The sequence below is a fragment of the Nocardia sp. NPDC051911 genome (genome assembly GCF_040681035.1).
Taxonomy (GTDB): domain Bacteria; phylum Actinomycetota; class Actinomycetes; order Mycobacteriales; family Mycobacteriaceae; genus Nocardia; species Nocardia sichangensis.
Genome location: NZ_JBFAXY010000045.1, coordinates 15,740 through 37,199, shown reverse-complemented (window position 1 = coordinate 37,199; position 21,460 = coordinate 15,740). Strand labels below are relative to the sequence as shown.

Sequence of the window (21,460 nt, the reverse complement as noted above, 5' to 3'; positions counted from 1 at the left end):
TCATTCCGTTTCTGCGGCAGATGATTTCGAGACGAGGAAGCCAGCGGCGATCAACCACGCCATGCCGGTGAAACGGGCCAGCGGCAGCAGGACGGCGGCCTCCGTGCGCATCAGCGTTGCCGTGGTAGCCAGTCCGGCGACGGCGATGACGAGGCCGAGCCTGGCCAGCCAGGTACGGAAGGCAGCTACCGGCGACGCGATGCCCGCGATGAGCAACCCGGTCGAGACGACATTGCCTGGGCCGCCCGCGAGGAAGGCCAGCGTGTGCAAAGCGCGCACCAAGTGCGGAGATTCGACGACCTCCGGCACCGTCAGCACCCAGGTCACCACCGCCGACAGCATCAGGAATCCGGTGGCGAGCGCGCCTCCGGTGAGGGCGAGCGCGCCCCGCGTCCGCAGCCGCGCGGTGATCGCGGCGACGAACAGCGCACCGGGGATCGCGGCGGCGAACTGCAGCGTCGCTCCCAGCCGGACCGCGTCGCGGTGGTCGGTGAAGTAGAACAGCGCGTCGTCCGGCGCGGCGAACGGGGAAGGAAACACATCGCCACCGGCCGCGACGGTGCTCGCGGCCAACCCGGCGACGAACAGCGCCGCCGAGGCGGTGGCGAAGACCCCCGGCGACGGGCCCAGCCTGGGTATATCCGGCCGCGGTGGAGTGGAAGCGATTGCGGGAGCGCTCATTACAAGAGTCCGTTCTTCTAGGTGAATCGTTCACTGCGGTGAACGATTGAGGCGTGTGTACGATAACCCGGTGACAGCAGGAGAGCAAGCGGGTGACAACCCGATTCCGCGACAGGCCCTTACCCGGCAGGTCTCGTTCCTGCTCGCCCAGCTCGGAGCACACGCCACCCAGCGGTTCACCGACCGCATCGCCCCGCTCGGCCTGACTCCCCCCGATATCGGCGTGCTGCGCATGATCGCCATGTCCCCCGGTCGCAGCCAGCGCGCTCTGGCGGAAGAACTCGGCGTGGTTCCCAGCCGCGTCGTCGCCCTACTCGACAACCTCGACCGCAAAGGCCTCGTCGAACGCCGCCGCAGCGCCACCGACCGCCGCAACCACGAACTGCACCCGACCCCGGCGGCCTACCAGCTGATGGGCGAACTTTGGCCGGTACTCCAGACCCACGAAGCCGACCTCACCGCGGCGTTGTCCCCCGCCGAACGCGATCAATTGGCGTCACTGCTGGCGCGGATCGCCGATCAACAAGGTCTGGACGTGGGCGTCCACCCGGGATACCAGCGCGCGAACTCGCCCACCACCGATCAGACGAAGGGATAGATCGCGACCCGACACCAGGCCGCTTCCAGGTGGAGCAGTTCAGCCCACGGCTTCACGCGGGTGGCAGTACCTGGTGAGATCACTGCCCCGTCGCCCCCATACGTGGCCGTGTAGGCCCACAGCGCCGCTCGCCGTACAACATGCGGGTGAAGGTTGTTGCCGGTTGAATAGCGTTCCCCACGTCACAGACGGTCCTGGCGTGAACTCCGTAATCGTCACCACGCAGATGCTGACGCGGCGTCCACTGCCGATATCGCCGTTGCGCCCACCTGCGCGAGTAGAGTCGCCGACCTGACGACGGCTCTCGGCAGTCCGCTCGAACGGCTCGGCCGGGCACGCCACCGGGCGGTCCGGTAGGACGGCCGTGGAAGCAGTGGCCGTCAGAGGCAAGCGTGAACCGCGCCTGTTCACCCGAAACCGCTCGCTCACCGTCTGCATCAGGGCGGCGCGGTTCGAGGCGGCCGCCCAACTCTCCGCTCGACACCACTATCGAAAGGCTGTGTCAGCAGGAGTGGTATTGCTTCAGCTGGCACAGAACGCCCGATCGACAGTTCTATGAATCGGACGTCTTCATCCTGTCCAATATCCTGGGCTGCCATTGGTAGAACCAACTGAACTTGTAGGACTCCCCATCGGGCGACGAGGTAGCGGCATAGGTGAATCGACGGTCGGTCGTGCTGATCGGAACTTTGTCGACGAGTTGCTCGAAGCGCGGTTCGATTCGAACCGGGAGCGTTGTCGGGTCCGGTGTTATCACCGGAAAACAGAGGCGCTCGATTCGGCGCGATTCCCAGCTGATGGTGGCGTATATATCGAATGCTTTCTCGGTGAGTGAGAGAAAGTCATCGCTCGGGTCCGGGAGTCCGGCATCCCGGTGCAGCGACACGATGGCGCGGGGTTCGAAATAGTCGGCCGACAGTCCGGGGAAGTACACGTTCATCGTCTTGTCGTGGTAGTCGATACCGAGCAAGCCGACTTTGTCCTCCAGGCCGTGACGTGCGAACATGCCGGCGTGGTCGGCGAGACTGGGCGGCATGGACGGTAGTTCGGCGAGCTCCGATACTTTCTGCATGCCGTCGGCGGGAAAGAACGGCCAGATTTTCTTGAAGCCGCCGACTACACCGATGTCGATCCCGTAGCTGTGGATCGGGCACCGTTCCCGGACCTCGTCCAGTAGAGCGCCGACCGGATGATCGGTCTCGGAAATGAGTTCGTTGGAAAGGGCGATGTCATAGGGGTCGATGTCGCTCGGCAGCGTCAAGAAGCGGTAGTCGAGGTCTCCTGAGCGGCGGGCGTCGGTGACCACTCGGAGGGAGATCACGGAACGCGTGAGCATCGCGCCGTACGCGGTCAGAGTGGGCCGGACAGCTTCTCGAGTGCAGGGCACGTTCCATAGCCGCGCGGATTCCTCGATGGCCGCGTAGAGATCTTCCAGCTCGGATTCGGTAGTGGTGAACACGCGTCCTTCCAGAGATCGGTGCTACGAGCAACATCACGGTTGCGCCAATTCCATTCAACCAGAATGCAACTCAGCGCCGGATGCCACGTGTGGGAATGCAGGCACCGCATCCATCCATGGTCACGCGGTCGATGAACGGAGGTGGCGGGTGAGGGCATGACCCAGATGCGGGCCGAGGGGACCGGTGTGGTCGATGCCGAGCTGGGTGGCGAGGGTGGTGGTGTGCAGGCGTGTGGCGTTTTCCAGCAGGGTGGCGTAGGCATCGGTGGTAGCGCGGATTCGGTGATGAGCGGTCGCGGCGATGACGACGGCGAGAGGTGCGGCGGGCCACCACCAGACGGTCAGAACGAGGTAGAGAACGGACCAGGCCGCAAGCGTGGTCGCTCGCGAGAGAGCGGTGCGGGCGGTGGTGATCTGCTCGCGCACGGGGTCCGGCAGGACCAGCCACAGCGACGGCCATACGGTCGCAAGGTCGAGATGGTGATCGCGATCGAGTCGAATCGCCGTTGCTTGGATTCGGTCGCCGCTCCAGGTCGGGCGCTCGGGCCGCTCGACCGAAATCCTTGCTCGCGCGCGTGCCGCACGGTGCCTGAGCGCCGGGTCGGGCCGGGACGCCGGATCGGGAGTCAAGGCATTCTGGTATTCACGGAGGTAGTCGGCGTTGGCGCTGTCCCACCGACGCTGACGGCGGGCGAGCGACCACCGAGCGGCGAACCGGACGGGAATCGGCCAAGCCTGCCATTCCGCCGCCAGCACAGCCCGCTCCACAAACGTTCCGATCGATTGTGCGACGAAACCGACCGCCGCGGCGGCTGCGAGAATCGCGGCCAAGACGACGACCTGCCCGCCCGTGCTGGTCACCCCGGGATTTCTGGCGTAGTCGGTGATATGTCGGGTGAGCAGGCCGATGTCCAACGCATGCGCGTGGCCGAGAGTGAGCGCGGTGGCGGTGACCGCCAGATAGAACGCGCCGGGCAACACGAGAAGCGAAAACCATTTCTCGGCCATCTTTTTGGCGAGTTCACTCCACAACCCGTTCATCAGGAGAGCCGTTCGCGCCGTAATTCCCGTCCGCTGACGGCGCATCGGGGCGGCTCGGCATCGACATCGTCGCGGCCGTCGCAGCGTTCGAGCGGGCAGCGGTAGACGACTTCGATGCTGTGCACGCCGACCGGCACCAGACCGCGGTGGTGTCCATACAGACCGCGCGCATCGCCGGCCGCCCGCAGAGCGGTGTGCACCCCGTCCAGCGCGGCGGCGATGCCCGCACCGTCCCCCGATCGGACCGAGCTGAGCAGCTTGTGCAGCGGGGTCGAAGTGTCCGTCCCGTCATCCCCGAGAGTGCTGCGGATCTCCTGCAGATGACCGCACAGATACGCCAGCCCGGCGGTGACCCGAGTTGCATCTTGCGACGGCGGCAACCGAACCCCCAGGTGCACAGGTGAATACGATGGGCAATGCCGCCGAGGCCACGATCCGGCGAGCGTGTCGTGTGATCATATCGCCGTAAACCGTTGTGCCACGGGTGGCCGTGTGATCAGCGTGGCTCGATAGGGCAGGGGGATGGATGCGGTATGACGATCAACGCCACCATCATCACGGCCGAAATCAAACTGTGGCAACGCAAGCTGACCACCCTTCCGAACGGCCACCCCACGCGGGTGCTGTGCCTGTTCCGCCTCGGTGACGCGTTTTATCGCCGGTTCAAGGCGACAGGGGCCATCGCCGACCTGGACGAAGCCATCGTCTCCCTCCGGAAAGCCGTGGAGGCCACTCCCGCCGGTCACCCGAACCTCGCCGTCATACTGACCGAACTCGGCGGCGGACTCTGGATCCGTTTCCAGCGGACCGGGATGTCGCCCGACTTGGACGAGGCGATCCGGACAGCTCGACGCGCGGTGGACGCCACGCCACCCGATCGCCCCGTGGACGGCCTGCTGGGTTTCATCGCTGCAGCCCTGAAGATCCGGTTCGAGCGGACGGGCGCGATGGCCGATCTGGACGAGATGGCCCGGACAATGCGGCTGACGATCGCGGCCACGCCCCCCGATCACCCCGAGCGGGCCCAAAGGATCAGCGCGCTGAGTCGCGCCCTGCGGCATCAGTTCACGTTGACGATGGCGCTGCCCGATCTGGACGAGGCGATCCGAGTCGGCCGACAGGCGGTGGCCGCGGCGGCCCCGTACCACCCCGAGCGTTCCAGCATTCTGTCCGATCTCGGGATCTCCTTACGGCTAAGGGCCGAGCGAACGGGCGGGCAGGCCGACCTGGAGGAAGCGATCCGAGTAGGTCGGCAGGCGATAGCAGAAATATCCCCCGACCACCCCAAGCGTGCCGACCACATGACCAGCCTCTGCCGGGCTCTGGTGCACCGGTTCGCACGCGCGGGTCTACCGGACGATCTAGATGAGGCGATCGAAATCGGTCGACGAGCGGTATTGGTCACAGCCCCAGAGCATCCCGACCGTGCCGAAAGTATGTCCATCCTCGGATCAGCGCTACGGCTCCGGTCCGAGCGAACAGGCTCGACAGCCGATCTGGACGAGGCCGTCGCCACCCTGCGGAAGGCCGTGAATGTGGACCTCGTCGACCGAACAGTCCGCCCGGTGTCGCTGTCCGATCTCGGTATCGCCCTTTTGAACCGTTTCGAAAGGACCGGGGCCCAGGCCGACCTGGACGAGGCGATTCAGGTCGGCCGACAGGCGGTGGAAACCGGCTTCGGCCGCTTCGACTTCGGCAACATCCTGTCCGGTCAGGGGGTCGCGGTACTGCGGCGGTTCGAGCGAAACGGCGAAATGAGCGATCTGAACGAGGCCGTCATCACCTTCCGGAAAGCCGTGGACGTCACGTCTCCCGATCATCCCGATCTGGCGAGCATACTGACCAATTCCGCCGTCACCCTGCTGAAGCGGTTCGAGCGGACCGGCGAGCTGCCCGATCTGGACGAGGCGATCGAACTCGGCCGACAGGCGGTGACAGCCCTGCCCACCGGCCACCCTGACCTGGCCAAAACACTGTCCAATCTCGTTACCTGCCTGGCGAGCCGGTTTCACCGGACAGGCGAAATGGCCGACTTGGACGAAGCGATCCGGATCGGACGGGAGTCGGTCGTTGCCACACCCACCGGCCATCCCGGCTCGGCCGCCACCGGGTCCAATCTCGCGATCTGCCTGGTGAGCCGATTTCACCGTACGGGGCAGACGCCGGACCTCGACGAGGCGATCGCCACCCTCCGGAATGCCGCGGACGTTCTTGCCCCCGACCATCCCGATCTTGTCACGCTGCTGTCCAATCTCGGTGTCGCATTGTGGAAGCGGTTCGATCGAACCGGAGCCCCGGTCGACCTGGACGAGGCGATATACGCGAACCGACGAGCGGTGGCGGCCATACCGGACGACCACCCCCTCCGAGCCCGCCATCTGTCCAATCTAGCCATCCCTTTGCGGATTCGATTCCAGCGAACCGGCGCGATGGCCGATCTGGACGAAGCGATCCGAATGGGTCGGCAGTCGGTCGCGGCCACACCCGAAGACCATCCTGACCTTCCCATCATGTCGACCGAACTCGCGGCCTTCCTGCTCAGCCGGTTCGAGCGGACGGGCATGATCGCCGACGCGGACGAAGCCATAGCCACGCTCCGGAAAGCCGTGGACATCACCCCGGTCGACCACCCCGCACGCGCCGGGATACTGGCCGACCTCGGAGTAGTGCTTTGGAAGCGCTCCGAGCGTACGGAAACGGCGGATGACTTGGGCGAGGCGATCCGGATGGGCCGGCTGGCAGTCGCGGCCACGCCGACCGACCACCCCGAACGCGCCAACCGACTGTCGAACCTCGCCGTGCCCCTGACGATTCGGTATGACTTGACGGGCGCGACACACGATCTGGACGACGCGATCCGTCTCGCCCGGCAGGCGGTCGCGGCCATCCCGACCGGGCACCCTGGCCACGCCGTCATGCAGGTCAACCTCGCCGAAGCTTTGCGGGCCCGATACTCGCGGACAGGCACGAGGTCTGATCGGGAGGAGGCGACGACCGCCCTGCAGGAGGCTGCGGAACTGGCCACAGCGGCTCCGTCCCTGCGCATCCGAGCTGCTCGCGGCGCCGCCGAGCTCACCGCGACGGCGCAGCCGGGCCGGGCGGCGGAACTGCTGCGGCGGGCGGTCCGCTTGTTGCCCGAAGTCGCGCCACGTGAGTTGGCGCGGTCGGATCAACAACATGCTCTGGGCGAGTACGCCGGAATCGCCTCCGACGCGGCGGCACTGGCGCTGGACGATCCGTCCACACCGCCGGACCAGCGGCCCGTCCTGGCATTGCAGCTGCTGGAGGCGGGGCGGGCGGTGCTGTTGAGCCAAGCGTTGCAAGTGCGCGGCGACATAGCCGACCTCGCAGACCAGCATCCAGATCTGGCCGCCGATTTCGTCCGGCTTCGGAAACTTCTCGACCGAACTCCCCATGCCGCCGCCGCGTCGGACGCGGCAGCCGACCCCATAGCGGACCGGGCGCGCTCGGCGCGGGAGTTGAACGACGTGCTGGCGCGGATCCGGGCGCAGCGCGGATTCGAGTACTTCGCCCTGCCGCCGTCGGCGGCGGAACTCATCGCTCAGGCCGGCCGAGGCCCGGTGGTGGTGTTCAACATCAGCGGTCACCGCAGCGACGCGCTGCTGCTCACCGCCGGCGCAGCGACCTGTCTGCCGCTGCCCGGCCTGCCGCTCGAGACCGTGATCGACCAGGTTCTCGCCTTCCACGAAGCCTTGCAGGCCGCTGGTCACGGCCGCACCGGGCCGGAGCGGCAAACCGCCCAACGACAGCTCAGCCGGATCCTGGAATGGCTGTGGGACAACGCCGCAGGCCCGGTTCTGGACGCCTTGGGCTACCGCGATCGGTTCCCTGTGGACCGGACCGGCCCGCGGGTGTGGTGGATACCCGGGGGTCTGCTGGGTCTACTGCCCATCCACGCCGCGGGCTATCACACCGCACCACCTGATCCCGCGGGCCGGGCGGTGCTGGACCGGGTTGTCTCCTCCTACACCCCCACCATCGCCGCCCTCCGCCATGCGCGGCGGCGCTCACCGAGCACCGAGCCGTCCGCAAGCAGGCCCGCACTCATCGTCGCGATGCCTACCACCCCCGGCGTAGCGGGGCGCCTGCACCACGTGCCCGAGGAAGTCCGCACGGTCGCCGCCCACCTGTCGTCGTCGATCACGCTCTCCGAGCCGGACTCCGGCATCCAGGTCGATCTCAATGGAGCGGACTCCGCCACAACCCTTCCGACCAAGGCCAATGTCTTGAATCGCCTGGCCGACTGCGCCATCGCGCACTTCGCCTGCCACGGCACCACCGATCCGGCCGACCCATCCCGCAGCCACCTGCTGCTGCACGACCACGACGCGGACCCGCTCACCGTCGCCGAACTCGCCCCGGTCCACCTCGACCACGCGCGTCTGGCCTACCTTTCGGCCTGCGAAACCGCCCTCACCACCAACACCCGGCTCCTCGACGAAGCCATTCACCTCACCTCGGCGTTCCAACTCGCCGGATACCCACACGTCATCGGCACACTGTGGCCCATCGACGACGAAATCGCCGTGCAGGTGGCCGACGCCTTCTACGCCGCTCTGGTCACCGACCCGGACGTGACCGATGCCGCATACGCGCTGCATCGCGCCATCCAGGCTGTGCGCGACGCGCTTCCCGCCACCCCCTCGCTCTGGGCCGCCTACCTTCACGCCGGGGCATGAGAGCCGACCCCGATCGGCCCCGCATGCCCGCCTGCGTCGTCAGCACTTCGGCGTGAGCGGAGTGCACAGAGGCAGCAGGTTCATGCGGGCCGGGGTCTCCGTGACGGGCGGCGGTGGGGGAACCGCCTCGGTCGTGAGCACAGGCACTTGGGTGGGTTGCACAGCGCCGCCGGTGGGGGTCGAGCAGGAGGCGGCCAGTATCCATATCGTGCCGATGACCAGCACGATCAGCGCCACCGCGGCGATCTGTTGCGAGCGGTGGCCGCGTGACTTCGATTTCTCGGAGGTGCGACCGGGGATCCGCGCGGACAGGGCGGTTATCTGCTCGCGAACCGGGACCCGTGGACGGCGCTCGAGCACAGCCGTCGGCGTGGGTCGGCGCAGCGGCTCGGGCGCGGGGGTGGGCGTTGACCACGATGCGGGCCGGCTCGGCGGAGGCGCCTGCACCGGACGTGGGCTCCGAGGCCGGTCGGCGGCGGGCTCGATCCACGACGACCAGTTGTCCGTGAAGGACGACGGTGCGGGCTTCGCCGCGAGTCGGCCTTCGAACCGAGGCGGCTCCGCGTGCTCGGCATCAGTTGTCGGGTCCGACGCCGCGGGATGTGATTCGGGCTCCGGCGCGAGGTATTCCGGCGCGAAGGGATCCGCCTGGGCGGGTTGCGCCTGCGCAGCTACGGCGACAAGTGCCTGCGGGGAATGCGACTCTGGCGCGGACACCTTCTGGCTGCCGCCTGGCACATCCGTGTACTCGAGTGACTGTCCAGCCGTCGACGACGCCCCTTGGGCTCGCTGTGCGCTTTCGGCACTGGGCCGCGTCGACGGCTCGAACTCCGAGCCCTCGTGCTCGTCGACAACCTGCGCGGCCACGGTTCCCGAGGCGTCGGTCTGCTCCAGCGCAGGCATCGCGGACTGCGACGCGGGCGACTGATCTACCTCCGGGACCTGCTGATAACCCTCATCTGCCTCGTCACCGTTTTCGACGGTTCGCGTCGAGCCGGATTCGCTGAGTCGCGCAGCATCCGGATCGAGGTCGTGCGGCTCGGGCACGGCGTCGACCGGTGGCGCGTCCGAACCAGCCGACACGTCGTCGGTGTCCGAATCCTCGCTGGACGTCCTACCCTCGAGCTCGGGAGCCTTCCGCGTCACGCTCTCCAACGCCGCCAGCGTCCCGGCCCGTAACTTCCGCTCCGCCGGAAAACCATCCGCCACCAGGTCGTCGATGGTGATCTGGTCGCCCAGGTTCAAGTCCGTCAGGAGGGCGTGGGTGCGTTCGGCGGTCCAGATGAGCTTGCGGCTCGCGGTGCGGTGGAACCACGCGCGCAGGTCGGCCTGCCCGGCTCCGAGCACCACCGCGCATCCGCGCCTGCGCGACTCGATGTTGAGCGTGAGGTTCGAATCCTTGGGCGGCACCACGACGATCAGTCCGTCGACGAAGGCCTCGGCATTGTGCTTGCGCACCAGCGTCTTCAAGTTGAAGACGTTGTTCGTCACCTGGTCGAACGGGCTGCTGTCGTGGTCGCGCACGTGGATCGGGTCGCCCGCGTAGCCGGACAGCCGCCAGCGTCCGTTGGCCTGCACCGACAGGACACCGCTCGTCGCCTCCGGGACGGTGCCCTTGACCTCGACGACGACCGCCGCCCTGGGTGTGATCACCACCAGATCGGCTTCTTGCGTTTCGTCCTTGCGCTCGCGGTCGGGTAGGTAACACCCCGAGATCGCGAGTCCCACAATGACGTACTGGCCGGTCCAGCTCCGCATCCAGTCGAGCACGCGCTGTTCGGATCGCGGCGCCGTCGTTCGTTCATTGATGACCAACATCGGCGGCCTCCATCGCCGTCCACACCATCGACCACACAACGGTATGCGCCGGGATTTCCGCCACAAAATCGAAAGGCACTGGAGCAGCAGGATATTGGCAGCACAAGGGCGTGCGAAGGACGGCGTGTGGGCAGCGCCACACTCGGGTGCGTCAGACCCCGACCGCTTCTTCGATCTCTTCCTCGGCCGCATGTTCCGTGACGCCGACCGTCTCGGTGCGCGCGGCCGTGCGCAGCCTGCGCTCGTAGCCGCCCGCCGCCAGGACCAGTCCCGCACCGGCCGCCAGCCACAGCACCAAGCTCAACACCCGGTTGCCGAATCCCGCACCGCCGTCGAAGTACAACAGGGTGCGCGCGCCCTCGACGAAACCCGCTCCGTTCCAGAACGAATGCAGCGCGCCGAAGAAATCGTTCTGCAGCCACGGCCCGTACACGCCGCCCGATGTCGTGAAGTTGAGCATCACGAACAGCACCATCATCGTCAGCGTGGTCCAGCGCCGTAAGAAGGTGTGCAGCCCGATGCCCACCGCGAGAATCCCAGCCGAATACAGCCACGACATCGCCCAGACGGCGGCGTAGTCGTGGTCGACCACATGGAATACCGGCCCCGCGACGCCGAGTCCGATGACGCTCACCGCCAGCGACGTGACCAGGCCCAGCAGCGCGCGAACGCCCATGCTCAGTCCCGCCCCGGCCGCGCCGATCGCCGCGACGCTGCCGTAGGAGCCGATGCTCAATGCCACCAGCAGGAAGAACAAGCCCTGCGCGGTCGGATCGCCGGTGCTCGGCGGAGCGATATCGGTGACCTCGACCGGTGCGCCCTGCTGGGCGGCGATCCGGTCGAAGACGGCCTCGGCCGCCATCGCCGTGGTGTCGGAACCAGCCTTGGCGACCAGCGCTTCGTGCGATTCCGGCACGTAGGCGCCGGCCAGTGTCCGCTCCCGCAACTGCCGCACCGCCTCCTCCCGACCTGGCAGAGTGACAACCTCCAGCGCGTCTCCGGCCCGGTCCTTCAGCGTCTGAGCCAGCACCTTGACCTGCGGTGCGTCACCCACGATCGCCACCTTCAGGTGGTTCGGCTCGGGCTGGTGGAACGCGCCCAGATACGCCAGTGCCATGCCGAGGCACATCAGCAGTGGGGTGAGCAGATGCGCGGCGACATGCCGTAGTTGGTGCATGAGACGACTCCCCAAAAGGTTGGTAAATACAACTATCTTCGTTGTACTATACAACCATGCGGCAATCTCCGGCATTCCCCACTCGCTCGACCGCGATCCACACCATTCAGCGCGAGCTCACCGCATTCGCCCGCCGAGCCCGTGGCCGAGCCGCCGAACTGCATCCGGAACTGCCGCTGGTCGCGTCGAGCATCCTGGACCTGGTCATCGAACGCGACGGCTGCCTGGCCACCGAACTGGCCGAACACTTCCTGCTGGACAAATCCACGGTGAGCAGGCAGGTTGCGGCGCTGGAACGGCTCGGGTATCTCACCCGGGAGGTCGATCCCGCCAATCGCCGCAACCACATCCTGCGCGCCACCCCCGCCGGGCAGCGGATCGCACGGGAGGCCGAGCAGCGCCGCCGGGAGGCGTTCGCGGAACGGTTCCGCGACTGGGACGACGAGGACCTCGCCGAACTCGCCGGGTACCTGGTCCGCTACAACGCGGCGGACGGCTGATCGGCCCACGGCCGGCGCGGCGGACGCGAGCGAGCCCCCTCAACCTCGCAGCGCCGCGGCCAGATCCGGGTCCACGGAGAACGCGATGGCGATCAACGATTCGACCAGCAGATCGATCAGCTCCGTACGCGAGATGGGCTCCGAGCGCAGCCAGGTGAGCGTGGATTCCTCGACAAAGGCGATCCAGCCGCGCATGGCGAGCATGAGGCGGGGGTGGTCGGATTCCACAATGGGAGTGGGAGTCTCCGCGAGAATGATCCCGATGATCGCGTCGCGGGTCTGGTCGACCAGCGGGGCCAGGTCGGGGCTGACGCTGGTGGGGCCGCGTAGCAGCGCCAGATAGGAGGTCCGGTTCTCCGTGACGTACTCGATGTAGCGCTCGATCGAGTCGCGCAGCATCTCGAACAGGCCCAGCGAGCGGTCCGGGGCGACACGCTCGAGCAGTTCGGCGTTGGCGTGGTGCACGATCGCGAGCTGGAAGTCCTGCTTGGTCGGGAAGTAATGGAACAGCAGGCCGCGGGAGATGCCCGCCTCGGCGGCGATCTCGCTGACGGAGATGTCCTCGATGGAACGCTCGCCGAGCATCTTCGCACCCAGAGTGATCAGCTGCTCGCGGCGCTCGTCGGGACTCAGCCGCGTGCGCTTGGGGGCGTCTCCCTGGGTTCTCGTCACGCGCCCAATCCTACTGAACGTCAGTCAATACACTGTTGACTCACGCTCAATAGGACCGTAGGCTCGGTTACATGAGTCGCAAGGTTACAGACAAAGCTGTCGCCGGCCGACCCGCGCGCCACGCCAAGACGATCATCATCGGCAGCGGGTTCGCGGGCCTGGGTCTGGCCATCCGGCTGACCCAGCAGGGTCGCAACGACTTCCTCGTGCTGGAGCGCGGCAGCGACGTCGGCGGCACCTGGCGGGACAACACCTACCCCGGCGCGGCCTGCGACGTGCCTTCGCACCTGTACTCGTACTCGTTCGCGCTGAACCCGAACTGGTCGCGGTCGTTCTCCCGGCAGGGCGAGATCCAGCAGTACATCCAGGACGTGTCGAAGCGCTACGACGTGCGTGACAAGCACATCTTCGACTGCGACGTGACCAGCGCCCGCTGGAACGACGAGACCGCGCTCTGGGAGATCGAGTCGACCAAAGGCAGCTTCACCGCGAACACGGTGGTCTCCGCGGTCGGCGCGCTGTGCGAGCCCGCGCTGCCGGACATCAAAGGCATCGGCGAATTCGAAGGCGAGATCTTCCACTCCGCCCGCTGGAACCACGACGCCGACCTCACCGGCAAGCGGGTCGCCATCATCGGCACCGGCGCCTCGGCGATCCAGATCGTGCCCGCCATCGCCCCGAAGGTCGGCCACCTGGACGTCTACCAGCGCACGGCGCCGTGGCTGCTGCCGCGCCTGGACCGCCCGTACACGAAGGCCGAGCGAATGGCCTTCAAGTACGTGCCGGGTCTGCAGCGACTATCCCGCGCGGCCATCTACGCCGCGCGCGAGACCCAGGTGGTCGGCCTGGCCAAGGTGCCTGCCCTGATGCAGTTGTTCGAGGCGATCGCGAAGGCCAAACTCCGCCACGAGATCCGCGATCCGCAGCTGCGCGCCAAGGTCACGCCGAATTTCCGGATCGGCTGCAAGCGCATGCTGATCTCCAACGACTACTACCCCGCGCTGTCGCGCCCCAACGTCGACGTGGTCACCGACGGCATCGCCGAGGTGCGCGCGAACTCGATCGTCACCGAGGACGGCACCGAGCGCGAGATCGACGCGTTGATCGTGGCGACCGGCTTCCACGTCACCGACTCCCCCACTTACAACACCATCGCGGGCCGTGACGGTCGCACTTTGGCAGAGGTATTCGACGAGATCGGCCAGCAGGGCTACAAGGGCTCCGCGATCGCCAATTACCCCAATTTGTTCTTCCTGCTCGGCCCGAACGTCGGCCTCGGGCACACCTCGATGGTGTACATGATCGAATCTCAGATCAATTACATCGCCGACGCACTGGCTACCATCGACCGCCTCGACCTGCGTACCGTGGAGGTGCGCCGCGACGTGCAGGATGCCTACAACGCCGACCTGCAGGCGAAGCTGGCGGGCAGCGTCTGGCTGACCGGCGGGTGCTCGAGCTGGTACCTGGACAAGCACGGCAACAACACCACGTTGTGGCCGGACTTCACTTTCGAATTCCGTAGGCTGACCAAGACATTCGACGTGGCGGCGTACGACATCTCCATTTCCCGGGCCGATTTGAAAGCAGTGGCATCGTGAGCAGTGACGCTTACTTCGAGAACAAGGTATGTGTGATCACCGGAGCGGGTTCCGGGATCGGCCGTGCGCTGGCAATGAATCTGGCCCGGCGCGGCGCCAAACTGGCACTGTCGGACATCGACGTCGACGGTTTGAACGAGACCGTACGCCGCTGCGAACAGCTCGGCGCCGAGGTCAAGTCCGACCGGCTGAACGTGGTCGAACGCGAAGCGGTGATCCTCTACGCCGACGCGGTGAAAGCGCACTTCGGCACGGTGCACCAGATCTACAACAACGCGGGCATCGCCCACCACGGCGAGGTCATCCGCTCGGAGTACAAGGACTTCGAACGCGTGATGGACGTCGATTTCTGGGGCGTCGTCAACGGCACCAAGGCGTTCCTGCCGATGGTCATCGAGTCCGGCGACGGCCACGTCGTCAATGTGTCCAGCCTTTTCGGCCTGATCGCGATTCCCGGGCAGAGCGCCTACAACGCGGCGAAGTTCGCGGTGCGCGGCTTCACCGAGTCGCTGCGCCAGGAGATGCTGGTCGCGCGGCACCCGGTCAAGGTCACCTGCGTGCACCCCGGCGGCATCAAGACCGCGGTCGCGCGCAACGCCACCTACGCCGAGGGCATCGACGCCAAGTCGGCCGCGACGATGTTCGACCGGAAGCTGGCCATCCACACCCCGGAGATGGCGGCGCAGACCATCGTCGAGGGCGTGCGCAAGGGGCACGGCCGCGTGCTGATCGGCTGGGAGGCCAAACTGCTGGATCTGTTCGTCCGGGTCACCGCGTCGGGCTACCAGCGGATCGCGGCCAACGTCGAACGCCGCTTCCTGCCCTGACCCGGATTCGAGGAACGACGAATGCGGGACATCGACCTGCCACTGCCCCTCGCGCGGGCGATACTGAATCCGATCTTCCGGGTCACGCTGAACAAGCGATTGCCGTTCACGGTGCAGCGCAGGCTGCTCGACGTGACTTCGCGGGCGCAGTTGCTGCCCGCGGGCGCTGTCGTGCGGCCCGTGCGCCTTGGCGGCAGGCCCGCCGAGCGGATCGATTTCGCGGACACCTCCGAGCACGGTGCCGTGCTCTATCTCCACGGAGGCGGATACGCGGTCGGCTCGGTCGCGACACATCGCTCGCTCGCGGCCCGGCTGGCACGAGACATCGGTTGCGCGGTCTACGTGCTCGACTACCGGCTCGCGCCGGAGCACCCCTTCCCCGCGGCACTGGACGACGCCGAGGCGGCGTTCCTGGAGCTGGTGGCGACCTCGGGACTGCGGCCGGACCAGATCGCCGTCTCCGGTGACTCCGCGGGCGGCGGTCTGTCGCTCGCGCTGGCGCAGCGACTGATCGCCCGGCACGGGCAGACCCCGGCCGCGCTCGGTCTGATCGCGCCGTGGGCGGACCCGAACGAGATCCCGGAGCGGGAACGCGATCTGGTTATCAACAGGCCCTGGTCACGCGCCTGCGCCGCCGCTTACCTGGGCGACAGCGATTCCGCCGACCCGGCTTACGCACCCCTGACCGGCGAACTGCGCGGCCTGCCGCCGACCTACGTGCAGGTGGACGTCAGCGAACTGCTGCACCGGCAGTGCGTCGCGCTGGTCGCCGCGCTGCGCGAGGCGGGGGTACACGTGCGCTTCACCGAGAGCAAGGGCTTGTGGCACGTCGCTCAATTGCAGGCCGCGCTGGCGGCGCCCGCAGCGGCCGCGCTGTGCGAACTCGCCGAGTTCCTGCGCGAAGCGATTCAACCGGCGGACCTGCGCGAACTAGGATGAAATTCGAGCGGGTCCCCAGCCTGCGGTGATGTACGGAGGCGATTGGCGGTGGTCGACCTCACGGGCCCGGCGCAGGTGTCGTAGATTACTGGCGAGTAAACCCACGTGGAAGGGCACTGATGCGAGAGTTCGAAGTCCCGGCTTCTTACACCATTCCGGATGACGCGAACAATTCCGACAACGTCTTCCGCCACGCCGAGCAGTCGCCGAATACGGTGCTGTTCAACGTGCCGAACGGCAGTGGCGGCTGGCGGGACGTCACCGCCGCCGAGTTCGCGAAAACCGTTACCGGGGTGGCGAAAGGCCTGATCGCTTCGGGTCTCGAACTCGGCGATCGCGTCGCCATCATGGCCCCCACCCGCTACGAGTGGGCCGTCCTCGACTTCGCCATCTGGGCCGCGGGCGGCTGCACCGTCGCGATCTACGACAGCTCCGCCGCCGAGCAGGCCAAGTGGATCCTGCAGGACTCGGCCACCAAGCTGCTGTTCGTGGACAGCGACAAGCACCGGAAGGTGATCGACGAGATCGAAACCGGGGCGCTGCCCGAGCTGCGGGAGATCCTGCAGATCGACAAGGGCGCGGTGGACGAGCTGCTCGGCCGCGGCGCCGACCTGGACGACCAGGCCGTGCACGAGCGCCGCGCACAGGTCGGCGCGCAGTCGCCCGCCACCCTGATCTACACCTCGGGCACCACGGGCCGCCCGAAGGGCGTCATGCTGACCCACGCGAACCTGTACGCGGAGTCCAAGTCCGACCGGATCGCGCTGAACAAGTACGTCACCGAGGGCAAGAAGACCCTCATGTTCCTGCCGCTGGCGCACGTCTTCGCCCGCGCCGTGGCGCTGGCCGCGTTCGACGCGAAGGTGGTCGTCGCGCACACCGCCGACTGGTCCACCCTGGTCGAGCAGTTCGGCAGCTACCAGCCGCACTTCATCCTCTCGGTGCCCCGGGTGTTCGAGAAGGTGTTCAACAGCGCCAAGCAGAAGGCGCACGACGGCGGCAAGGGCAAGATCTTCGACGCCGCCGCCGATACCGCGATCGCATGGAGCGAGGCGCTCGACAACGGCGGACCGGGCCTGGCGCTGAAGCTGAAGCACGCGCTGTTCGACAGGCTGGTGTACGCCAAGCTGCGCGCCGCGCTCGGCGGCCAGTGCGAGGCCGCCGTTTCCGGCGGCGGACCGCTCGGCGCGCGACTGGGCCACTTCTTCCGCGGCGTCGGCGTCACCATCTACGAGGGCTACGGCCTCACCGAGACCACCGCGGCCATCGCGGTCAACACCCCGGAGCACATCCGGGTCGGCTCGGTCGGGCGGCCGATCGAGGGCCACGCCGCCAAGATCGCCGAGGACGGCGAGCTGCTGCTGCGCGGCTCGGTCGTGTTCAGCGGCTACTGGGGCAACGCGGAGGCCACCGACGACGCGTTCGAGGACGGCTGGTTCAAGACCGGTGACCTCGGCGCCATCGACGGGGACGGCTTCATCACCATCACCGGCCGCAAGAAGGAGATCATCGTCACCGCCGGTGGCAAGAACGTCTCCCCCGCGCTGCTGGAGGACTCGCTGCGGGCGCACCCGCTGATCAGCCAGGTGATGGTGGTCGGTGACGGCCAGCCCTTCATCGGCGCGTTGATCACGCTGGACCCGGAGTCGCTGCCCGGCTGGAAGGAACGCAACAGCCTGCCCGCCGACACCCCCATCGAGAAGCTGATCGAGAACCCGGATCTGCTCGCCGAGGTGAACGCGGCGGTGGCCGAGACGAACAAGAAGGTGTCGAAAGCCGAGCAGATCAAGAAGATCCGCCTGCTGACCATCGACTGGACCCAGGAAACCGGCGAACTCACCCCGAAGATGTCGCTCAAGCGCGCCGTCGTGATGAAACAGCACGCCGACGACGTGGCGAACATCTACAACTGAACCGATCGCGGAAAGGCGCTGTCCGTTCGCGGGCAGCGCCTTTCGCGTGTCCGGGTCCGTCCGCGACGATCCGTGCGCTGTCGCGGATGCCGGACCGAGCCGGTCGGCGGCCGACCGGCAGTAGTCTCGATGCCATGGCCGATCTGCGACTGCGTGTGGTGGCCGGGATCGTCTCGGCGGGCCTCACGCTGGGTGTCGCCGAATTGCTCGCGGCCTTCCTCGGCCCCGACAGCGCGCCGCTGCACCTTCTCGGTTCGGCCGTGGTCGACCACACGCCCGACGGTGTGCGGGAATGGGCCATCACCACCTTCGGTACCAACGACAAGGCCGCGCTGTACCTGATCATGAGCGTCATCGCCGTCCTGGTCGCCGGCGTGGCCGGAGCGATCGAGCGGACCACCCGTGCCGCCGGGTCGTGGTTGTTCGCCGTGTTCGGAGTGATCACCGCTTGGGTGGCGGTGGCGCGCACCGGTCTCACCGCCGCGTTGCCGACCGTCGTCGGCGTCGCCGTCGGCATCTACTCGCTGCGAGCGCTGACACTTCGCATCGACGCGGCGGTCGACAAGTCGTCCGGTGCGAGGCACGCGGAAACGGCATCGTCGACCGCCCCTGCTCGAACCGTGGCCGAAGGTTCGGCTTCCGCCGACCGAGATCACTCAGAGCACGCCGATGTCGCCGACGGGCAGAACCGGGCGATCACCGACGTGGACTCCGGCGCGGACTCGCGCCCGGACTCGTCGGTGCACCGGCCAGGCACCGAACGCCCTGGTGCGGGCGAGAACCTCGCCGCCGCGGACGAACCGGGAAGGGTCGAGGCCAGACCGGCGGGTGAGGCCTCGCCCGCATCGGCCGCCGGGGCTTCGGAGCTCAGCTCGGCGGCTCCGGAGCGCAGGCAAGTCTTGCGGGGACTACTGGTGGCCGGTGGGCTGGCCGCGGTGACCGGAATCGCCGGACGGGTGCTCGGCGCCCGCCGCAGCGACGTTTCCGGCGAGCGAGCCGCCGTGCAGTTGCCGGAGCCGTCGGCACCCGCCGAGCCGGTCGCGCCCGGCGTGGACCTTCGTGTCCCCGGACTGACGCCGTACCTGACCGCGAACGACGATTTCTACCGGATCGACACCGCGCTGATCGTGCCGCAAGTGTCCAAGGACGGCTGGTCGCTGCGGATCCACGGCATGGTCGACCGCGAGATCCGGCTCACCTGGGCGGATCTGGCGCTTCGCCCGGTGGAGGAACACCTGGTCACGCTGGCCTGCGTGTCCAATCCGGTGGGCGGCGACCTGATCGGCAACGCGCGCTGGCTCGGTTACCGCGTGGATCAACTGCTCGCCGAGGCGGGACCGCACCCCGACGCGGACATGGTCCTCTCGCACAGCGCCGACGGCTGGACCGCGGGCACGCCGCTGGCGGTGCTCACCGACGGACGCGACGCGCTGCTCGCGGTCGGCATGAACGGCGAACCGCTGCCGGTGCGGCACGGGTATCCAGCCCGGCTGGTCGTGCCCGGTCTCTACGGCTACGTCTCGGCCACCAAATGGGTGACCGAACTGGAAGTCACCCGCTTCGACCGCGCCACCGCGTACTGGACCCGCCGCGGCTGGTCGGCACTCGGCCCGATCAAGACCGGCATCCGCATCGACACTCCCCGTGCCCGCGGCCGCCTCCAGCCGGGCCGCATCCCCATCGCCGGAGTCGCGTGGGCGCAACATCGCGGCATCCGCGCCGTGGAAGTGCAAGTCGACAACGGCCCCTGGCAGCAGGCCCGCCTCTCCGAAGAGCAGTCCATCGACACCTGGCGCCAGTGGGTATTCGACTGGGACGCCACCTCCGGCCCGCACACCCTCCGCGCCCGCGCCACCGACGGCGCCGGCGAAACTCAAACAGCCGAACGCCGCGACGTCATCCCCGACGGCGCCACCGGCTACCCCTCGGTCACAGTCCAGGTTGCCTGAGCGCGACCGGACCGCCCCTGCACCGTGCCTGCACGCTGACGAAACATGCCCCGCAGAAGGATCCTCTTCTGCGGGGCATGGGATTTCGGCGGTCAGCTCGCTACGGCGTCCGCCTCGACCCGTTCTTTCTCGAGCCGCGGCGGGGCCGACTCGCCGTGGCGGATGAACAGTACCGAGGCGGCGACGCCGATCAGCAGGACGGCCGCGGGGAGCAGCGTGGACTGGCCGAGCGCGGTGCTGAAGGCATCCTTGACGAACTCCGGGAGCGGGCCCCGGCCCGCGCCTCCTTCGGCGACCGGGCCGCCGCCCAGGCCGTTCGCCGTCATCCTGGCCGCCACGAGCGCGCTGATCGCCGCGCTGCCGAGCACCGAGCCCACCTGGCGGGTGGTGTTGTAGACACCGGCGCCCGCGCCGGCCAGCTGGACCGGCAGGTTGTGCGTGGCGGTGGACGCCAGCGGCGCCCAGATGCAGGCGTTGGCGAAACCGGCCAGCGCCGCGGCCACCAGGAACCAGACCAGCGACGAGTCCGGCTTCATCAGCGCCGCGAAGCAGAACACCGACAGCGCGAACAAGCCGAAGCCGATGGTGGGCACGATCCGCGGGTGCAGCTTGTCGGCGAACTTGCCGACCAGCGGGGCGGAGAAACCGGTCACGATCGCCATGGGCGCGAAGACCAGCGCGGACTTGGTCGGCGACAGCTCCCGCACGGCCTGCAGGTAGAAGTACGTCGGCACCATCAGGGAGGTCACCGCCGCACCCATCGCGGCGATCGCGGCATTGGACAGCGCGAAGTTGCGATCACGGAACAGGCTCAGCGGCAGCAACGGCTCGCCCTTGTTCCTGGCCTGGTTGACCAGGAACACCGCGAGCACCACCAAGCCAGCGCCGATCAGCAGCCAGATGCGCAACGACCAATCGTAGGTGTTGCCCTCCTGGATGCCGAACACCAGCAGGAACATGCCGACGCCGCTGAGCAGCACGCCGGGGACGTCGAACTTGTGCTCGTGCGTCGGCAGCGCGGGCACCAGCCAGACGGCCAACGCGAAGGCGACGACGCCGACCGGAACGTTCACGATGAAGATCCATTCCCAGCCGAGACCGTCCACCAGCACACCGCCGAGGATCGGACCCACCAGTGTCGCCAGGCCTGCGACGCCACCCCATAGACCCATAGCAGCGCCGCGCCGGTCGGGCGGGAAGGTTCTGGTGATCACGGCCATGGTCTGCGGCGTCATCAGCGCGGCGCCGATGCCCTGGGCGGCGCGTGCCGCGATCAGCATGCCGATGGTGCCGGACAGACCGCACCACAGCGACGCGGCGGTGAACACCGCCAAGCCGATCAGATAGATGTTCTTGGGGCCGAATCGATCACCCAATCGTCCGGTGACCAGCAGCGGCACCGCGTAGGTGAGCAGGTAGGCGCTGGTCACCCAGATCACCTGGGAGATGTCGGCGTGCAAGCTGGTCATGATCGCGGGATTGGCGACCGCCACGATCGTCATGTCCAGCAGGATCATGAAGAAGCCGACGACCAGCGCGAGCAGCGCCAGCCACGGATTGCGTTGTGTGGACATCTGTTTCGATT

General features: G+C 67.7%; 16 protein-coding genes. 8 read left to right on the top strand and 8 right to left on the bottom strand.

All coding sequences use genetic code 11. The features are described from left to right. A complete protein-coding gene (locus AB0L97_RS35285; protein WP_364438448.1) occupies positions 1–681 on the bottom strand; it encodes a hypothetical protein in 681 nt (226 codons plus the stop codon). Positions 682–751: 70 nt separating this feature from the next. On the opposite strand from AB0L97_RS35285, the gene AB0L97_RS35280 reads away from it, so the two are divergent. Continuing rightward, positions 752–1,279, top strand: coding sequence for a MarR family winged helix-turn-helix transcriptional regulator (locus tag AB0L97_RS35280; protein WP_364438445.1), 528 nt, complete (start codon positions 752–754; stop codon positions 1,277–1,279). Between the two features lie 553 nt (positions 1,280–1,832). On the opposite strand, the gene AB0L97_RS35275 is transcribed toward AB0L97_RS35280, so the two are convergent. The 3 genes from AB0L97_RS35275 to AB0L97_RS35265 all read right to left on the bottom strand — a co-directional run bounded on the left by AB0L97_RS35275 (position 1,833) and on the right by AB0L97_RS35265 (position 4,177). After that, positions 1,833–2,738 (bottom strand): aromatic prenyltransferase, encoded by a 906-nt coding sequence (locus AB0L97_RS35275; protein ID WP_355077312.1) that lies wholly within the window; start codon positions 2,736–2,738, stop codon positions 1,833–1,835. Positions 2,739–2,858: 120 nt separating this feature from the next. After that, the gene (locus AB0L97_RS35270; protein ID WP_364438441.1) at positions 2,859–3,779 is read right to left on the bottom strand and encodes a hypothetical protein; all 921 of its coding nucleotides are present in this window, start codon (positions 3,777–3,779) and stop codon (positions 2,859–2,861) included. Next, complete coding sequence (locus tag AB0L97_RS35265) at positions 3,779–4,177, bottom strand: hypothetical protein (protein ID WP_364438438.1); 399 nt, start codon at positions 4,175–4,177, stop codon at positions 3,779–3,781. Before AB0L97_RS35265 ends, AB0L97_RS35270 begins: the two co-directional genes overlap by 1 nt. 135 nt (positions 4,178–4,312) lie before the next feature. Here AB0L97_RS35265 and AB0L97_RS35260 point away from each other — a divergent pair, with 135 nt between their 5' ends. After that, positions 4,313–8,479 carry a CHAT domain-containing protein gene (locus tag AB0L97_RS35260; RefSeq protein ID WP_364438435.1) on the top strand — a complete coding sequence of 1,389 codons (4,167 nt, stop codon included), beginning with the start codon at positions 4,313–4,315 and terminating at the stop codon, positions 8,477–8,479. 39 nt (positions 8,480–8,518) lie between these two features. Here AB0L97_RS35260 and AB0L97_RS35255 read toward each other — a convergent pair whose 3' ends face one another. Together AB0L97_RS35255 and AB0L97_RS35250 are read right to left on the bottom strand one after the other, a co-directional pair. Beyond that, on the bottom strand, positions 8,519–10,297 hold the full coding sequence (locus AB0L97_RS35255) for an NERD domain-containing protein (protein WP_364438432.1): 1,779 nt from the start codon (positions 10,295–10,297) through the stop codon (positions 8,519–8,521). A gap of 151 nt (positions 10,298–10,448) precedes the next feature. Continuing rightward, the gene (locus AB0L97_RS35250) at positions 10,449–11,474 is read right to left on the bottom strand and encodes a hypothetical protein (RefSeq protein ID WP_364438429.1); all 1,026 of its coding nucleotides are present in this window, start codon (positions 11,472–11,474) and stop codon (positions 10,449–10,451) included. Positions 11,475–11,530: 56 nt separating this feature from the next. Between AB0L97_RS35250 and AB0L97_RS35245 the strand changes: the two genes are divergently transcribed. After that, entirely contained in the window at positions 11,531–11,974 is a 444-nt protein-coding gene (locus AB0L97_RS35245; RefSeq protein ID WP_355077323.1) for a MarR family transcriptional regulator, read from the top strand. Positions 11,975–12,013: 39 nt separating this feature from the next. On the opposite strand, the gene AB0L97_RS35240 is transcribed toward AB0L97_RS35245, so the two are convergent. Then, positions 12,014–12,646 (bottom strand): TetR/AcrR family transcriptional regulator, encoded by a 633-nt coding sequence (locus tag AB0L97_RS35240; RefSeq protein WP_355077325.1) that lies wholly within the window; start codon positions 12,644–12,646, stop codon positions 12,014–12,016. 71 nt (positions 12,647–12,717) lie between these two features. Here AB0L97_RS35240 and AB0L97_RS35235 point away from each other — a divergent pair, with 71 nt between their 5' ends. The 5 genes from AB0L97_RS35235 to AB0L97_RS35215 all read left to right on the top strand — a co-directional run bounded on the left by AB0L97_RS35235 (position 12,718) and on the right by AB0L97_RS35215 (position 19,875). Next, positions 12,718–14,247: an NAD(P)/FAD-dependent oxidoreductase gene (locus AB0L97_RS35235; protein WP_355077327.1), complete on the top strand. Its 1,530-nt coding sequence runs from the start codon at positions 12,718–12,720 to the stop codon at positions 14,245–14,247. Then, on the top strand, positions 14,244–15,074 hold the full coding sequence (locus tag AB0L97_RS35230) for an SDR family NAD(P)-dependent oxidoreductase (protein ID WP_355077329.1): 831 nt from the start codon (positions 14,244–14,246) through the stop codon (positions 15,072–15,074). Before AB0L97_RS35235 ends, AB0L97_RS35230 begins: the two co-directional genes overlap by 4 nt. Positions 15,075–15,095: 21 nt before the next feature. After that, positions 15,096–16,013, top strand: coding sequence for an alpha/beta hydrolase (locus AB0L97_RS35225; protein WP_356969729.1), 918 nt, complete (start codon positions 15,096–15,098; stop codon positions 16,011–16,013). A gap of 119 nt (positions 16,014–16,132) precedes the next feature. Further along, entirely contained in the window at positions 16,133–17,926 is a 1,794-nt protein-coding gene (locus AB0L97_RS35220) for a long-chain fatty acid--CoA ligase (protein WP_364438421.1), read from the top strand. A 134-nt stretch (positions 17,927–18,060) separates the two neighbouring features. Then, a complete protein-coding gene (locus tag AB0L97_RS35215) occupies positions 18,061–19,875 on the top strand; it encodes a molybdopterin-dependent oxidoreductase (protein ID WP_364438418.1) in 1,815 nt (604 codons plus the stop codon). 92 nt (positions 19,876–19,967) lie between these two features. Here AB0L97_RS35215 and AB0L97_RS35210 read toward each other — a convergent pair whose 3' ends face one another. Then, positions 19,968–21,449 carry a DHA2 family efflux MFS transporter permease subunit gene (locus AB0L97_RS35210; protein ID WP_364438415.1) on the bottom strand — a complete coding sequence of 494 codons (1,482 nt, stop codon included), beginning with the start codon at positions 21,447–21,449 and terminating at the stop codon, positions 19,968–19,970. Positions 21,450–21,460: the final 11 nt, after the last annotated feature.

Coding starts and splice junctions, on each gene's coding strand:
- AB0L97_RS35285 (WP_364438448.1), bottom strand. CDS start 681: ATGAGCGCTCCCGCAATCGCTTCCACTCCACCGCGGCCGGATATACCC.
- AB0L97_RS35270 (WP_364438441.1), bottom strand. CDS start 3,779: ATGAACGGGTTGTGGAGTGAACTCGCCAAAAAGATGGCCGAGAAATGG.
- AB0L97_RS35260 (WP_364438435.1), top strand. CDS start 4,313: ATGACGATCAACGCCACCATCATCACGGCCGAAATCAAACTGTGGCAA.
- AB0L97_RS35255 (WP_364438432.1), bottom strand. CDS start 10,297: ATGTTGGTCATCAATGAACGAACGACGGCGCCGCGATCCGAACAGCGC.
- AB0L97_RS35250 (WP_364438429.1), bottom strand. CDS start 11,474: ATGCACCAACTACGGCATGTCGCCGCGCATCTGCTCACCCCACTGCTG.
- AB0L97_RS35245 (WP_355077323.1), top strand. CDS start 11,531: ATGCGGCAATCTCCGGCATTCCCCACTCGCTCGACCGCGATCCACACC.
- AB0L97_RS35235 (WP_355077327.1), top strand. CDS start 12,718: ATGAGTCGCAAGGTTACAGACAAAGCTGTCGCCGGCCGACCCGCGCGC.
- AB0L97_RS35225 (WP_356969729.1), top strand. CDS start 15,096: ATGCGGGACATCGACCTGCCACTGCCCCTCGCGCGGGCGATACTGAAT.
- AB0L97_RS35220 (WP_364438421.1), top strand. CDS start 16,133: ATGCGAGAGTTCGAAGTCCCGGCTTCTTACACCATTCCGGATGACGCG.
- AB0L97_RS35215 (WP_364438418.1), top strand. CDS start 18,061: ATGGCCGATCTGCGACTGCGTGTGGTGGCCGGGATCGTCTCGGCGGGC.
- AB0L97_RS35210 (WP_364438415.1), bottom strand. CDS start 21,449: ATGTCCACACAACGCAATCCGTGGCTGGCGCTGCTCGCGCTGGTCGTC.